Source organism: Ruegeria hyattellae (genome assembly GCF_041537925.1).
In the GTDB taxonomy this organism is placed as follows: domain Bacteria; phylum Pseudomonadota; class Alphaproteobacteria; order Rhodobacterales; family Rhodobacteraceae; genus Ruegeria_C.
Genome location: NZ_JBGOSH010000011.1, coordinates 167441 through 181380 on the forward strand (window position 1 = coordinate 167441; position 13940 = coordinate 181380).

The 13940-nt window shown below is 58.8% G+C and carries 16 protein-coding genes; 9 read left to right on the top strand and 7 right to left on the bottom strand.

From position 1 onward, the window contains the following. Window positions 1–242: 242 nt before the first annotated feature. The 3 genes from lepA (at window position 243) to AB1E33_RS22025 (ending at window position 3315) form a co-directional block, all read left to right on the top strand. Window positions 243–2042, top strand: coding sequence for a translation elongation factor 4 (gene lepA / locus AB1E33_RS22015; RefSeq protein WP_372579392.1), 1800 nt, complete (start codon window positions 243–245; stop codon window positions 2040–2042). Between the two features lie 394 nt (window positions 2043–2436). Then, window positions 2437–2751 (top strand): hypothetical protein, encoded by a 315-nt coding sequence (locus tag AB1E33_RS22020; protein WP_372579393.1) that lies wholly within the window; start codon window positions 2437–2439, stop codon window positions 2749–2751. 114 nt (window positions 2752–2865) lie between these two features. Further along, on the top strand, window positions 2866–3315 hold the full coding sequence (locus tag AB1E33_RS22025; protein WP_372579394.1) for a hypothetical protein: 450 nt from the start codon (window positions 2866–2868) through the stop codon (window positions 3313–3315). 1079 nt (window positions 3316–4394) lie between these two features. On the opposite strand, the gene AB1E33_RS22030 is transcribed toward AB1E33_RS22025, so the two are convergent. Continuing rightward, complete coding sequence (locus tag AB1E33_RS22030; RefSeq protein ID WP_372579395.1) at window positions 4395–4532, bottom strand: entericidin A/B family lipoprotein; 138 nt, start codon at window positions 4530–4532, stop codon at window positions 4395–4397. Window positions 4533–4945: 413 nt separating this feature from the next. Between AB1E33_RS22030 and AB1E33_RS22035 the strand changes: the two genes are divergently transcribed. The 6 genes from AB1E33_RS22035 to AB1E33_RS22060 all read left to right on the top strand — a co-directional run bounded on the left by AB1E33_RS22035 (window position 4946) and on the right by AB1E33_RS22060 (window position 8686). Beyond that, window positions 4946–5578: an ATP-dependent Clp protease proteolytic subunit gene (locus AB1E33_RS22035; protein ID WP_249708478.1), complete on the top strand. Its 633-nt coding sequence runs from the start codon at window positions 4946–4948 to the stop codon at window positions 5576–5578. A 117-nt stretch (window positions 5579–5695) separates the two neighbouring features. After that, window positions 5696–6964 (top strand): ATP-dependent Clp protease ATP-binding subunit ClpX, encoded by a 1269-nt coding sequence (clpX, locus tag AB1E33_RS22040; protein WP_372579396.1) that lies wholly within the window; start codon window positions 5696–5698, stop codon window positions 6962–6964. Between the two features lie 65 nt (window positions 6965–7029). After that, a complete protein-coding gene (locus tag AB1E33_RS22045; RefSeq protein ID WP_372579397.1) occupies window positions 7030–7401 on the top strand; it encodes a Rid family hydrolase in 372 nt (123 codons plus the stop codon). 77 nt (window positions 7402–7478) lie between these two features. Next, complete coding sequence (locus AB1E33_RS22050) at window positions 7479–7862, top strand: NADH:ubiquinone oxidoreductase subunit NDUFA12 (protein ID WP_372579430.1); 384 nt, start codon at window positions 7479–7481, stop codon at window positions 7860–7862. A 12-nt stretch (window positions 7863–7874) separates the two neighbouring features. Beyond that, window positions 7875–8330, top strand: a complete 456-nt coding sequence (gene mlaD / locus AB1E33_RS22055; RefSeq protein ID WP_372579398.1) for an outer membrane lipid asymmetry maintenance protein MlaD — start codon at window positions 7875–7877, stop codon at window positions 8328–8330. Then, window positions 8327–8686, top strand: coding sequence for a DUF2155 domain-containing protein (locus tag AB1E33_RS22060; RefSeq protein WP_372579399.1), 360 nt, complete (start codon window positions 8327–8329; stop codon window positions 8684–8686). The genes mlaD and AB1E33_RS22060 overlap by 4 nt, the downstream gene beginning before the upstream one ends. Here the strand turns inward: AB1E33_RS22060 and aat are convergent. The 6 genes from aat to AB1E33_RS22090 form a co-directional block, all read right to left on the bottom strand. Continuing rightward, window positions 8650–9282 (bottom strand): leucyl/phenylalanyl-tRNA--protein transferase, encoded by a 633-nt coding sequence (gene aat / locus AB1E33_RS22065; protein ID WP_372579400.1) that lies wholly within the window; start codon window positions 9280–9282, stop codon window positions 8650–8652. The genes AB1E33_RS22060 and aat overlap by 37 nt on opposite strands. Before the next feature lie 15 nt (window positions 9283–9297). Then, window positions 9298–10647, bottom strand: a complete 1350-nt coding sequence (accC, locus tag AB1E33_RS22070; RefSeq protein ID WP_372579401.1) for an acetyl-CoA carboxylase biotin carboxylase subunit — start codon at window positions 10645–10647, stop codon at window positions 9298–9300. A 9-nt stretch (window positions 10648–10656) separates the two neighbouring features. Next, on the bottom strand, window positions 10657–11154 hold the full coding sequence (gene accB / locus AB1E33_RS22075; RefSeq protein ID WP_372579402.1) for an acetyl-CoA carboxylase biotin carboxyl carrier protein: 498 nt from the start codon (window positions 11152–11154) through the stop codon (window positions 10657–10659). A gap of 144 nt (window positions 11155–11298) precedes the next feature. Next, the gene (locus AB1E33_RS22080) at window positions 11299–11835 is read right to left on the bottom strand and encodes a LuxR C-terminal-related transcriptional regulator (protein ID WP_372579403.1); all 537 of its coding nucleotides are present in this window, start codon (window positions 11833–11835) and stop codon (window positions 11299–11301) included. Window positions 11836–12011: 176 nt separating this feature from the next. Beyond that, window positions 12012–12755: a hypothetical protein gene (locus tag AB1E33_RS22085; RefSeq protein ID WP_372579404.1), complete on the bottom strand. Its 744-nt coding sequence runs from the start codon at window positions 12753–12755 to the stop codon at window positions 12012–12014. After that, window positions 12752–13807, bottom strand: a complete 1056-nt coding sequence (locus AB1E33_RS22090; RefSeq protein WP_372579405.1) for a GSCFA domain-containing protein — start codon at window positions 13805–13807, stop codon at window positions 12752–12754. The genes AB1E33_RS22085 and AB1E33_RS22090 overlap by 4 nt, the downstream gene beginning before the upstream one ends. Between the last annotated feature and the right edge of the window lie 133 nt (window positions 13808–13940).

Genomic DNA, 13940 nt, shown 5'->3' on the forward strand with positions numbered 1-13940 from the left:
GGGGTTTTCAATTTTTTTGATAGGATGGTGGCCCTTTGTGGTGATCATGTGCGTTCTGCATTTTCGACAAAAGAGCCACGACGGAATGCAGGATACGCATACCCGCCCGGATCAGTCTTGATTGGTACTAGACGATAGCGTCGCACGGCGGCAATTGTTAGCCAGCCGCCTTAATGCGCCCCTTGTTCGCAAGACCCGATCCTGCTTGACCAACTTCGCGTTCCCCTCCATATCCCCAACCCATGACAGACCTCGCTCATATCCGCAATTTCTCCATCGTCGCGCATATCGACCATGGCAAATCCACCCTTGCCGACCGGCTCATTCAAGAGACCGGGACTGTCAAGGATCGCGACATGAAGGAACAACTGCTCGACAGCATGGATATCGAGCGCGAGCGGGGCATCACGATCAAGGCCAACACTGTCCGCATCGACTATACAGCGGACAATGGCGAGCAATATGTGCTGAACCTGATCGATACGCCCGGTCACGTGGATTTCGCCTATGAGGTCTCGCGGTCGATGCGTGCGGTCGAAGGTTCGCTGCTGGTCGTCGATAGCACCCAAGGGGTCGAGGCGCAGACGCTGGCGAATGTCTATCAGGCCATCGACGCCGATCATGAGATCGTCCCGGTGCTGAACAAGATCGACCTGCCCGCCTCCGATTGTGACCGCGTGGCCGAACAGATCGAGGATGTGATCGGCATCGATGCAACAGATGCCATTCAGGTCTCAGCCAAAACCGGGCAGGGCATTCACGAGACGCTGGAGTCCATCGTGACCCATCTGCCGGCGCCGCAGGGCAAGCTCGACGCGCCGCTCAAGGCGATGCTGGTGGACAGCTGGTATGACGCCTATCTCGGTGTCATCGTTCTGGTCCGCATCATGGACGGCACGCTGAAAAAGGGTTTGCGGGTCAAGTTCATGTCGAACAACACGCTGCATCATGTCGACCGCGTCGGCGTCTTCCGCCCCGAGATGGAGATGGTCGACAGCCTCGGCCCCGGTGAAATCGGCTTCCTCACCGCCTCGATCAAGCAGGTCCGCGATACGCGCGTGGGCGACACCATCACCAACGACCGCAACGGCACCGAAGACGCGCTGCCGGGCTTCAAACCGGCGCAGCCGGTGGTGTTCTGCGGCCTCTTCCCGGTGGACAGCTCAGAATTCGAGGACCTGCGCGATGCAATCGACAAGCTGGCGCTGAACGACGCAAGCTTCAGCTTTGAAATGGAAACCTCGGCCGCGCTGGGCTTTGGCTTCCGCTGCGGCTTTCTGGGCCTCTTGCACCTCGAGGTCATCCGCGACCGCATCGAGCGCGAATACGATATCGAGCTGATCACCACCGCGCCGTCGGTGGTCTATCACGTCTACATGCGCGACGGCACCATGACCGAGCTGCACAACCCCGCCGACATGCCCGACATGACGCTGGTCGATCATATGGAAGAGCCGCGCATCAAGGCCACCATCCTTGTTCCTGATGAATATCTGGGCGACGTGCTGAAACTGTGTCAGGACCGGCGCGGCATCCAAGAGGACCTGACCTATGCCGGCACGCGCGCCATGGTGGTATATGATCTGCCGCTCAACGAGGTCGTGTTCGACTTCTACGACCGGTTGAAATCGGTGACCAAGGGATATGCCTCGTTCGACTATCACATGACCGGATATCGCGAGGACAATCTGGTCAAGATGTCGGTGCTGGTGAATGACGAACCCGTCGACGCGCTGTCGATGATGGTACACCGCGACCGGGCCGAGATGCGCGGCCGCGCCATGTGCGAAAAGCTCAAGGACCTGATCCCGCGCCACATGTTCAAGATCCCGATTCAGGCGGCGATCGGCGGCAAGGTCATCGCGCGCGAAACGCTGTCCGCCCTGCGCAAGGACGTGACCGCGAAATGCTACGGAGGCGACGCCACGCGGAAACGCAAACTGCTGGACAAGCAGAAGGCGGGTAAGAAAAAGATGCGCCAGTTCGGGAAGGTCGACATCCCGCAGGAGGCATTTATTAGCGCCTTGAAAATGGACAGCTAAGGCTGTCCGTTTTCATGGCGGGTGGGCGGCAGCGATTTTCAACGAAAATTGCGTGCCCACTCGGTAAGAATGGCAGACATCTTGTTAGTGGTAGCGAATGGCATTGATGATGTGACCGCTCTCCTTTGTGGATTGTTGCAGACCCACCTTGGAACTTCCATGCCGTCCGGGGGCGGTCACATCATCAAAGCCCACCCCAACCATCCCTTCTGCCCGGCGGCATCGCCGGGGTCGCGCTGGCCCACCCCCCACGGGTCGGCGCTGCCCTCAGTTCTGCTGACCAGCCGTTAGCGCCCCTATGCACAACCCGCTCAAGGCTGTGACCCACATCACAGCCAACCCCCGCCCCCTCTGCTACGTTTGACCTAACGTAAACAGCCAGCGAGGTGCCGAGATGTCCATGATCCCTGTCATCGCCCTCGGTTCGGCTGGTCTCTATGCCCTTGCCATGATCGGCATGAAACTGTGGTGGACCGCACCCGGTCCGGGCATCGCCCTGCTGATCATTGCGGCGATCCTTGCGGGCGCGACGCTTGAGATGACGGCGCTGCGCAGTGAACGGCTGGGCCTGATCTATGTCAGCATTCTGGCAGCCGAGGTGATCCTGATCGCCGGGGCCTCGCTGCTTTATTTCGGGGAAAGCTTTTCAACCCGCGAAGTGGCCGGGATCGGGTTTGTTCTGCTGGGCGCGGCGCTGGCCTGGACGTGACGCGCCCGACATGAAAGCCGAGTTAAGTTCCGTTCATAGAGACATCCGCAGATTGTAAACACCGCCACCCCTCCCAACCTTTAATACCGACACAGCGATCAAAAGGAGGAAACCATGACACGAATGAAAGCCATAGGTGCGGCGGCCCTTGCCGGAACGCTTGCTCTTGCCACCAGCGCCTTCGCCAGCGAGACCCCCGACCTGCGCGGTACCTGGAGCGGAAGCCACACCGTTGCGGCCCTGCCCAACGAGCGCAGCGATGGTGCGCCGCGCTTCAACCAGTCCGAATGGGTGCTGGAGATCAAGGAGCAGCAGGACAACGTGTTCTGGGGCGCAAGCAAGTGGAGTCGCGCCAGTTCGGAGCGCTGGAACGAAGCTCAGATGACCGGCACGATCAGCCTGGACGGATCGGGCAACATCGCCATGGTCGAGAGCCTGCCCGGTCTTGATCGCGAGGTGAACGGCCTGATCGACGCGCGTTATGAGGATGGCAAGATCTACGCCGATTTCCGCAGCTTGCGCGCCGGCACCACCTACAGCACGGTCCTTGAAAGAGTGAATTGATGTTCAAGACCCTGGCGGGGATGTCTCACCCGGATGTTTACTGGGGCCTCCGCTAGGGCAGCACCAAAGGGTCCCGGTTCAAACCGGGACGGGGCGGAGCCGGAAGGCGGATTTATTAACGAGTTTGGGGGTTAGCGTCGCGATACCCGTTTTCCTATTCTTCGGAACGGATATTCGGCGAGTACTCCGCTTTTGACCGGCTCTGCCCCACCATCTTCTTTTTGCCGAATGCTCGCGGCGAAGCCTCGCGCAACATGGGAAGGCGCGAATCTCCGTCCTGAAACCGGGAAGGAATTGGAACACAGCCAACTGAGTCGGCGCACAAAAGGTTCGAACGGCCTTTGCAGGTGCAGAAAACGCTTGAATTTCACCGACCGGTGCCGGTTTTCCGTTTTCCCGTCGCAAGGTGATTTGCGCAGTGCGATTTTTTGGAGTTTTCCACATGTCTGTCCCGGCGGATATCTACAGGTTATCCCCGTCTAAATGTCATGCTGCAGTGCTATTTTCTTGCCCGATCTGGCGGGTTTTGCCAATGTTCCCTTACTGCAGCGGACCTTCGGGAACACAGCAGGGCGCAGCGGCCAGGGGGTCATGGCGGGTCAGGGTAGGGCTTCGGTTTTACTCTGAAATGTCAGCGGCTTACCGGGGGCGAGTCAATCGCAGAGGGTCTTAGGATCTGAGGCGAAAGGCACGCTTTTCAAACGGTCGGTGTGCGTCGGGCAAAGCCTTCGGGCGGGGTCCGGCAGCGGCAGCCCTTCGGGGCGGTCGTGACTGGTTCGGATGCGGCCTCTGGGTTGCGATGGATCGGTAAGGCGTCAGGGGCGCCCGCAAGGGCGCATGCAAGGACCGCGTCTGAGCACCTGGCGCCTTTTCTAATTCCTCAACGAAAATAAGAAACGGGGCCTGCCTGAGTGATCCAAGCAAGCCCCGTCGTCAGTTGATGCGTACCGCGTCTATGCACCTGTACCTGTCAGATATCGGTTCGGGGCGCGGAAATCAACAATATCTTGTGTGCGCCCGCTTTTTGTGACGAAGTTTTTGCGGTAACACTGCTATATGTTGTAGTCGGAACGACCCGGTCAGAGGCTTTCCTGAACATTGGTAGCGGTGTTCGTAATCGCATCACCAGCCTTTTCAATATCGCGCCCTGCGCCTTTGGCGGTTTCGCAGGCGGCCAAGGTCAGAGTCATCAGTCCAATCACCAATACTCGGGTCATCGTCGTCTCCATTTATGCTCGATTTCCCTATCTTTAAGCGCTTCCGAGCTTGCAATGCAAGGCGCTCAACGAGGCCCAGCACGCGTCCGAGCATGGCGGTTTTCGCGAACCTGACGGTGCCAATTTCCATCGCTCGGGCCTATCCCGAAACGGGTGTGTAGTGACGGGCGGAATGATCAGCATCGCAAAGACCACGCAGATTGCCGCTCCGCCCCCGATCAACAAGGCCAGCAATTCCGGCATCCTGCGATACAGTTCCAAACCAACTCCGAGAGCTGATCGCCGGGCAGGAGCTGCAAGCTGCCATCAATCGGGCCGCCACCCCTTGCAGCCCCCCGGCACCGACACTAAGACTCGGGTAACCCGGCCCCGGTATCATTCCGGCGCACCCTTCAAGAGCAGGCAGGTCTTCCATGTTCGATCCCGTTGATACTTACGCCAATACCCTTGTGCCCATGGTCGTTGAACAGACCAGCCGGGGCGAACGGGCCTATGACATCTTTTCGCGCCTTCTGAAGGAGCGGATCATCTTCATCAACGGGCCGATCCATGACGGGATGAGCCATCTGGTGGTCGCCCAACTGCTGCATCTCGAGGCTGAGAACCCGAACAAGGAAATCTCGATCTACATCAATTCGCCTGGCGGGGTGGTGACCTCGGGTCTGTCGATCTATGACACGATGCAGTATATTCGGCCGAAATGTTCGACGCTGGTGATCGGTCAGGCGGCCTCGATGGGGTCGCTGCTGCTGGTCGGCGGTGAGACGGGGATGCGGTTCTCGCTGCCCAACAGCCGGATCATGGTGCACCAGCCCTCGGGCGGGTATCAGGGTCAGGCCAGTGACATTATGATCCACGCGGCCGAAACCCAGAAGTTGAAGGACCGGCTGCACGAGATTTATGTCAAGCACACCGGCCAATCCAAGAAAGTGGTTGAAAAGGCGCTGGACCGTGACAATTTCATGAGCCCGGAAGAGGCCAAGGATTGGGGTCATATCGACGAAATCGTCGACAGCCGGGCCAAGGTTGGCGACGACGAGGCATAAGGCTGTGCACGGCATTTGAAGGCCGTGAACAGGTGCAAATTGCGATTGTGAAGGCCGGTGCGCTGGCCTAAGCTGCTGCGGGAAGTGGCGGCGATGACGGAGCCCGAAAGGTAAAGCATGGCGACGAATTCAGGCGGTGACAGCAAGAACACGCTCTATTGCAGCTTCTGCGGCAAGAGCCAGCACGAGGTGCGTAAGCTGATCGCGGGGCCGACCGTGTTCATCTGCGATGAGTGCGTTGAGCTGTGCATGGACATCATCCGCGAGGAAACCAAGGCCAGTGGTCTGAAATCCAGCGACGGTGTGCCGACACCGAAAGACATCTGCGGCGTGCTTGACGATTATGTGATCGGCCAAGCCACCGCCAAGCGGGTTCTGTCGGTTGCGGTGCACAATCACTACAAACGTCTGAACCACGCCCAGAAGGCGGGCGGCGATATCGAACTGGCCAAATCGAACATCCTGCTGATCGGCCCCACCGGTTGCGGCAAGACGCTGCTGGCGCAGACGCTGGCGCGGATTCTGGATGTGCCCTTTACTATGGCCGACGCCACCACGCTGACCGAGGCCGGTTACGTGGGCGAGGATGTCGAGAACATCATTCTCAAGCTGTTGCAGGCCAGCGAGTACAATGTCGAGCGCGCGCAGCGTGGCATTGTCTATATCGACGAGGTCGACAAGATCACACGCAAGTCGGAGAACCCCTCGATCACCCGTGACGTTTCGGGCGAGGGTGTGCAGCAGGCACTGCTGAAGCTGATGGAAGGCACCGTTGCCAGTGTGCCTCCGCAAGGTGGTCGCAAGCATCCGCAGCAGGAATTCCTGCAGGTGGACACCACCAATATCCTGTTCATCTGCGGCGGGGCATTCGCCGGTCTCGACAAGATCATTGCACAGCGCGGCAAGGGCTCGGCAATGGGATTTGGCGCCGATGTGCGCGACAATGATGACCGAGGCGTGGGCGAGATTTTCCAGGAACTGGAGCCGGAAGACCTGCTGAAATTCGGGTTGATCCCTGAATTTGTCGGACGCCTGCCGGTGTTGGCGACGCTGGAGGATCTGGATCAGGACGCGCTGGTGACCATCCTGACCCAGCCCAAGAACGCGCTGGTCAAGCAGTATCAGCGCCTGTTCGAGCTGGAAGATACCGAGTTGGACTTCACCGACGATGCGCTCAAGGCCATCTCGCTGCGGGCCATCGAACGCAAGACAGGCGCGCGTGGGCTGCGCTCGATCCTTGAGGACATTCTGCTCGATACCATGTTCGACCTGCCGGGGATGGAACAAGTGACCAAGGTTGTGGTCAACGAAGAGGCGGTGACCTCGGAGGCGCAGCCGCTAATGATCTATGCCGATGCTGACAAGGAACCGGCGACGGCGGGTTAAAATATAATGGTATGATAGTCACGGCGCGGCATTGACCGCGCCGTTTTTTTATCTGGAGGCGTCACATGATCAGACGAATTCATTCGGGTGGAGAGTTCGAGAAAAAGGTTGGTTACTGCCGCGCTGTCGTGGCAAACGGCTTTGTCTTTGTCGCCGGAACATGCGCCCAGGGCGCTGACGTGCCCAAAGATGTAGCCGGCCAGTGTAAATCCTCTCTGACCGCAATCGGAAAGGCACTGGCCGAGGCCGGGGCGAGTTTTGCCGATGTGGTCCGGGTGAACTACTATCTGCCGGACATGAAGGAGTTTGAACTCTGCTGGCCGCTGCTGGTAGAGGCTTTTGGTGACAATCCGCCTGCGGCAACGGTCATCGAATGCAATCTGATAACGCCAGAAGACCGCATTGAGATCGAGGTCACTGCGGCGCTGCCGCAATAAGCGCATAACCCCGGTTCCACTGGACCTTAGAGCGCCTTTGGTCCATATCTGCGGAGACAGCAATGCCGGAGGCACGTATGGGAATCCTGAACACTCTGCTGAGCGCGGTCACCTGGTGGAACGGGTCGACCCTGAACACACGTATCTATACGTCGCGCAAGGGCATCAAAGTGGGTAAGGATGACGAAGGTAACGTGTTCTATCACAATGCCGATGACAGCCAGCGCTGGGTGATTTTCAGCGGCGAGGCCGAGGCCAGCCGGATCGATCCCAATTGGCATGGCTGGCTGCATCGCACCTGGGATGAGCCACCGACCGATAACCCCCTCAGTCACAAGGCATGGGAAAAGCCGCATCAGGAGAACCTGACCGGCACGCCGCTGGCTTATGCGCCAGCGGGATCGCTGCGCCGGGCGGACCCGGTCGAGCGGCGCGATTACGAGGCCTGGACCCCCGAATAGGCGGATTTTTTCATGAGTACCCACAACACCACAGAGATCGTGGTCGGCGGCGCCGTGCTGGCCGCCGCCATCGCGTTTGGCGTCTATGCCACCCAGGCCACGGGCCTGTCGAATTCCAGCGCGGGCTATGAGCTTGGCGCGTCCTTCCGGTCGCTGGAGGGCGTGACGGTGGGCACCGATGTGCGTCTGGCGGGTGTCAAGATCGGCACCGTGACCGGTGTGGACCTGAACCCCGAGAGCTATCGGGCCGACACCACTTTCACGGTCGCCAACAAGATCCAGGTACCTGATGACAGCGCCGCGGTGATTTCGTCAGAGGGGCTGCTGGGTGGCAATTTCGTTGAGATCATGCCGGGCGGCTCGCTCTTCTATTTCGAGGCGGGCGATCAGATCGAGGATACCCAGGGTGCGGTCAGCCTGATTTCGCTTCTGGTCAAATTCGTCGCCGGCGACGGGAGCGGCGGGTGATCCGCGCGACGGCCCTTGCGCTGGGCCTGCTAACGCAGGGCGCGATGGCACAGGATGCCGTCACCTCGGGCACCGGCGGGGTGCTGCGCGGGCTGGACAAGGTGAACGGACAGACCGTCGATGTCGAGATCCGCAATGGCGAGACCGGTCAGTTATTCGGTCTTGATGTGGCCTTGGGGGATTGCCGGTTTCCGGTTGAAAACCCGACCGGCGATGCGTTTGCCTATCTTACCATCTGGGAAACCGGCAAATCCGAGGCGCAGTTCGATGGCTGGATGATCGCCAGCTCACCGGCGTTGAACGCGCTGGATCATGCCCGTTACGACGTCTGGGTGATCCGCTGTATGACGCCCTGAGGGGTCTGTTCGAGCGGATCGCAGAACTCCGCCTGCGACGAAACAGCGTTTGCCAGGATTGCATGATAATCTGCCCGCGGGATCTCGATCGCACCCAACGAAGCCAGGTGCGGTGTCAGGAATTGCGTGTCGAACAGGTGAAAGCCGGTCTGCACCAGCCGATCGATCAGATAGGCCAGCGCGAGTTTTGACGCGTCACGGCGGCGCGAGAACATGCTTTCCCCAAAAAACGCTGCCCCCAGAACCACCCCATAAACACCCCCGATAAGCTGGTGTTCGTCCCAGACCTCGAGCGAGTGGGCGTTGCCGCGCTGATGCAGCGTCAGGTAGTGGGACCGAAGCTCGGTATTTATCCAGGTCTCGTTGCGATCGGCGCAGCCGTCCAATACGGCCTCAAAGGCATGGTTTATCGTGATTTTATAATCCTGTCGCCGCAGGCGGCGTGCCAGCGAGCGCGAGATATGGAAACCGTCCAGCGGAAAGACACCGCGCAGTTTCGGGTCGACCCAGAAAATTTCCGGATCTTCCCTGTGTTCGGCCATCGGAAAGATACCGATGGAATAGCCGTGCAGCAGCAGTTCAGGCGATAGGGTCATGACCGGGTGTCCCGGTCACTCGCCCAGATTGGTCTCAAGCCAATGTTCAAGCCAGTGGATGTTGTAGTCGCCGCTATGAATGTCGGGTTCCTGCAGCAGCGCGTCAAACAGCGGCACCGTGGTATCGATACCGTCCACGATCAACTCACCTAACGCGCGCTGCAGACGAGCAAGAGCCTCGGGCCGGTCGCGGCCCTGCACGATCAGCTTGCCGATCAAAGAATCGTAATAGGGCGGGATCGAATAGCCATTGTAGAGCGCCGAATCCATCCGCACGCCGAGGCCCCCTGGGGCGTGAAAGGCAGTAATCTTGCCGGGGCAAGGGGCGAAGTTGGGCAGCCGCTCGGCGTTGATGCGCACCTCGATTGCGTGGCCGTTGATCCGCAAATCCTTCTGCTCGAACGACATCGGCTCGCCTGCCGCCACGAGGATCTGTTCGCGCACTAGATCAACGCCGAAAATGCCTTCGGTCACCGGGTGTTCCACCTGCAGGCGGGTGTTCATTTCGATGAAATAGAACTCGCCATTTTCGTAGAGGAATTCGATCGTACCCGCGCCGATATAGTTGATCTTGGCGACCGCGTCGGCGCAGACCTTGCCGATCTTGGCGCGTTCTTCAGGCGTGATGCAGGGGCCGGGGGCCTCTTCGAACACTTTCTGGTGACGGCGCTGCAGCGAGCAATCGCGCTCGCCCAGATGCACTGCCTTGCCCTTGCCATCGCCAAAGACCTGGATTTCGATATGGCGCGGCGTGGTCAGGTATTTCTCAATATAGACCTCGTCATTGCCGAAGGCGGCCTTGCCCTCGGCCCGCGCGGTGCGGAAAGCGGTTTCCATATCTTCGGCGGTCTGCGCGACCTTCATGCCGCGCCCGCCGCCACCGGCGGTGGCCTTGATGATGACGGGATAACCGATTTCGGCGCCGATCTTCTGAGCGGTCTCCAGATCAGGTACGCCCCCAACCGAGCCGGGCACGCAAGGCACGCCCAGGTCCTTCATCGTGTCCTTGGCGGTGATCTTGTCACCCATGACGCGGATATGCTCGGCGGTGGGGCCGATAAAGGTGATGTCGTGATCCTCGACGATCTGCACGAAGGCTGCGTTTTCGGACAGGAATCCGTAACCGGGGTGGATCGCCTGCGCGCCGGTGATCTCGCAGGCCGATATGATGGCTGGCACCGAGAGATAGCTCTGCGGGCTGGGCGGAGGGCCGATACAGACCGATTCGTCGGCCATTCGCACATGCATGGCATCGCTGTCGGCGGTGGAATGCACGGCGACCGTGGCGATCCCCATCTCTTGTGCCGCGCGGATTACACGCAGGGCGATCTCGCCGCGATTGGCAATCAGGATCTTGTCGAACATGGGACCGCCTTACTCGATGATGACCAGAGGTGTTCCGAACTCCACGGCGGCACCGTCCTCGACCAGGATCCGTTTGACGGTTCCGGCTTTGGGCGCGCTGATCTGGTTCATGGTTTTCATCGCCTCGACGATCAGCAATGTATCGCCTTCGCTGACAGTGGCACCGACGGTAATGAACGCCGGGACGCCGGGCTCGGCCTGCATATAGACGGTACCCACCATCGGCGAGGTTACGGCACCGGGATGGCTGGCGGGGTCCTCGGCGGCGGCAGGGGCTTCGGGTGCTGTGACGGGGGCTGCGGAAGGTGTTGCCGGGGCAGTGGTGGGGACGGCAACCTGAACAGGCGCCGCTGCCACGGCCGGACCCATGCGGCTGACACGGACGTTCAGGCTGTCCTCGTCGCCATAATCGCGTTTGACCTGTAATTCAGTCAGGTCATTATCGCGTAGCAACTCAGCCAGTGCCTTGATGAATGCCACGTCCGCTTCGTGTTTATTGTCTGTCATGCGAGTCCTCGACGTTCCCCTTGGTCCTTGTGCTTCGGACCTCAACTTTACGCGGCGTTATAGGCCAAGCTTCCGGCCATGGAAAGCGCCGTGTCCCAGGGCTAAATGGGGCTTCGTGCATTGAATTGCGAGTAGCAACCGCCATCACAGCGGCATCCCCGATAATTTGGCCACAAGTTCGGGCAATTTGCGCGCCCCGAATTTTTCCAACAGCCGCGCGCGATGCGCCTCGATGGTACGATAGCTTAAGCCCAGTTCCGCGCCGACCTCTTTTGCCGACAGCCCACGACAGGACAGGATGGCCACATCCCGCTCGCGCGGAGTCAGTTCAACCACCGGGCGATCCTCGGATATGTCCGAGAAACTCCAGATCCCGTGGCGGAACGGATCATCCGGTGTCAGCGATTTGCCACGTGCCCGGCACCAAAACAGATCGCCGTCGCGGCGGCGCATGATACGCTCGTCCGAGTAATAGCCGGTTTCGCGCATTACCGTCAGGCTGCGCGCGCCGATCCGTTCGAAATCCGCCTGGCTGGGGTAGAGATGCAAAAGAGGCATATCGCGATAGTCCTCTTCGTCGCCGCCGAACATCTTGGCGAAATACAGATTGCAACGTCGGATGACGCGGTTTTCCAGTTCCACGAGGCCGATGGGGGCATATTCGAAGGCGGGATCGCTCATGCTCCCATGGTGACCGGTATTTCGGCGGATTTGAAGGAAAATGCGCGCTCGTACCCGTCACGCGATACCGTTTGACCCTTTGGTGTTTGCCTCTCCATCCGCATTTCATCGTTTCAGGTTCTGATTGCGGTTAGATCGGCAGGCAAAAAACCAATGGGTTCGGCCCCTGTTCGAGGTCAGGATGCCGCCTGCATCGCATCTGGGTAGTTTTGCGCGAGAAACTCCTGAACCTTTTTGTACATGAGCGTCCCGTAATCCGCGTTTGCATGATGCGGGTCGCGTTTCCCACCGACCGTTTTTTGCTGTGAATACTCGTTCAGAAGAAACCCCTGATCGTCGATTGTGCCCTCGGGCGGCGCGATAAAGGGAATGCCCTGTTCGGTCAGCCAATCGGTGAAACGCTGTCGCGCGCGACTGTCGATCGCCGCGATGACATCAAGTGGAATACCGCTTTCGGCGATGACACTATTGCGCCGCACCGGTGGGCAGGAAATAACAAAGAACTTAGCGTTGATCTGCTTGAGTTGCGCAAGGAAAGTCCTGATGTATCTCTGATCGTCATCGATGATCGCGTCGACGACAGCCCTTGAAACCGGCCGCAGGTTGGGGTGGTCGAGATAGGTTGGAGCCGCCTGCTTCCAGAACTCTCCTCGGAGTATTCGGCTGTTATGGGTCCCGGTCACCAGGCCCCAGATATGTGAGTCATCGATTGACTCTTCAGAGGTCGCGGTCTTGAGCCGTTCGGTAAAGAGCGGTTCCGAGAAGAATACTCGGTCATTCCGCAAGTCGCTGAACGGCGCTGTTTCATAGGCGCCGCTACCCAGCGCAAAGATATGGACGTCGGCAGGTTTTTTTCCAACCCGGATCATGCCCTGCTTGATTGCCGCGGTATGAGAGTTTCCGCAGATAAAGAGGCTCATTGACTGAAAGTCTCCAAAATGGCTTCTTCACAAACAAGGTCGTCAGAGGAGGCCTCGACGGGTGTTGCCTGATCAGATCTTTCGATGTCTGCTGACTGATCGCCGATCGCGAAAAAGAATACATCCATGGCCTGCGCGACGCCTTCGGCGGCAACATTTCGCAAGTTTGGCATGTAATACATCGCGCGCATGGGATGAGAGGCGATGAGTTCGTAGGAGGGAAAATAATCGACGAAATCGTGCTTCTGTGAGAGTGCGCCAGCAACTGCACGCAGCACCGATTTGGAGTATATTGTAGCGGGCAGAACATGCTGATCGGTCGCAGTTGCGGTGAGCGGCACAGGCGAGACGGTCAGCAGAAATTTCATCTTTGGGTTCTTTTCGCGCGCAAGCGCGATGAAGGCGTTCATGTCCTGCAACGTTTCTTCGTAGTCGAAATTCTTGAAGCGATATTTCGCTGGATCGAAGGTTCCACCCACCGTCCCCGGGCAGGTTGGCAGAACCACGCTGTCACCAATACATTCCCAGGCCTCGGTCAATCCAAGCGTAAAGACGAACAGGTCAGTTTGATCCAACATCGAGTCGACTTGAGACAGGTGATAGCGTCGATCCGATTCAAGTTCGTCGATATCAGCAAAGCCGTCAGGTTCGATAGCGGGGCGGAACGGGTCGCGCGCGCGTCCGTTATCATCGATATAGGCGGCTTCAACTGGTTTCAACTCGTCACGCGCGCGGGCAAGCATCTGGATAAGTTGCCGTGGCGTGTAGATGTTGCCGTAACGCGCCGAATAGAGGTCATAGCCAAATACATGCCAACGCTCGCGAGACAGCGCCGGGGGCGGCGTCTCCAGGTCGATATAGTTGAATCCACGCTTCTTGAACTGCGCCCCGATATGCTGTGCAAAGCAGCTTCCTGCGCAGGAAATGCGGACAGTTCGGTCGATTTCGAATTTGGGTTGAAAAATGTCAGAAATACCCAGCAAATTTCGTTCCGAGACACCTGATCGCCAGAACGCTTTTGGTGGTTGTGATTCATATGGGTTCGAAGGCATTGGCGAGAACCTTAAGAGTTAAGAAACTTGGGGTACTAAACATTCTGGATAGGGGAAACACAATCGTCGGTTTGAAACCAGATTTATTGTAATCCAGAGGTTTTGAGCTCGCGTCCTGCTCCCATGGCGACAG

Excerpts from the sequence above, each read along its gene's own strand:
- lepA (WP_372579392.1), top strand. The coding sequence starts at position 243 with ATGACAGACCTCGCTCATATCCGCAATTTCTCCATCGTCGCGCATATC.
- AB1E33_RS22020 (WP_372579393.1), top strand. The coding sequence starts at position 2,437 with ATGTCCATGATCCCTGTCATCGCCCTCGGTTCGGCTGGTCTCTATGCC.
- AB1E33_RS22025 (WP_372579394.1), top strand. The coding sequence starts at position 2,866 with ATGACACGAATGAAAGCCATAGGTGCGGCGGCCCTTGCCGGAACGCTT.
- AB1E33_RS22030 (WP_372579395.1), bottom strand. The coding sequence starts at position 4,532 with ATGACCCGAGTATTGGTGATTGGACTGATGACTCTGACCTTGGCCGCC.
- AB1E33_RS22035 (WP_249708478.1), top strand. The coding sequence starts at position 4,946 with ATGTTCGATCCCGTTGATACTTACGCCAATACCCTTGTGCCCATGGTC.
- clpX (WP_372579396.1), top strand. The coding sequence starts at position 5,696 with ATGGCGACGAATTCAGGCGGTGACAGCAAGAACACGCTCTATTGCAGC.
- AB1E33_RS22045 (WP_372579397.1), top strand. The coding sequence starts at position 7,030 with ATGATCAGACGAATTCATTCGGGTGGAGAGTTCGAGAAAAAGGTTGGT.
- AB1E33_RS22050 (WP_372579430.1), top strand. The coding sequence starts at position 7,479 with ATGGGAATCCTGAACACTCTGCTGAGCGCGGTCACCTGGTGGAACGGG.
- mlaD (WP_372579398.1), top strand. The coding sequence starts at position 7,875 with ATGAGTACCCACAACACCACAGAGATCGTGGTCGGCGGCGCCGTGCTG.
- aat (WP_372579400.1), bottom strand. The coding sequence starts at position 9,282 with ATGACCCTATCGCCTGAACTGCTGCTGCACGGCTATTCCATCGGTATC.
- accC (WP_372579401.1), bottom strand. The coding sequence starts at position 10,647 with ATGTTCGACAAGATCCTGATTGCCAATCGCGGCGAGATCGCCCTGCGT.
- accB (WP_372579402.1), bottom strand. The coding sequence starts at position 11,154 with ATGACAGACAATAAACACGAAGCGGACGTGGCATTCATCAAGGCACTG.
- AB1E33_RS22080 (WP_372579403.1), bottom strand. The coding sequence starts at position 11,835 with ATGAGCGATCCCGCCTTCGAATATGCCCCCATCGGCCTCGTGGAACTG.
- AB1E33_RS22085 (WP_372579404.1), bottom strand. The coding sequence starts at position 12,755 with ATGAGCCTCTTTATCTGCGGAAACTCTCATACCGCGGCAATCAAGCAG.
- AB1E33_RS22090 (WP_372579405.1), bottom strand. The coding sequence starts at position 13,807 with ATGCCTTCGAACCCATATGAATCACAACCACCAAAAGCGTTCTGGCGA.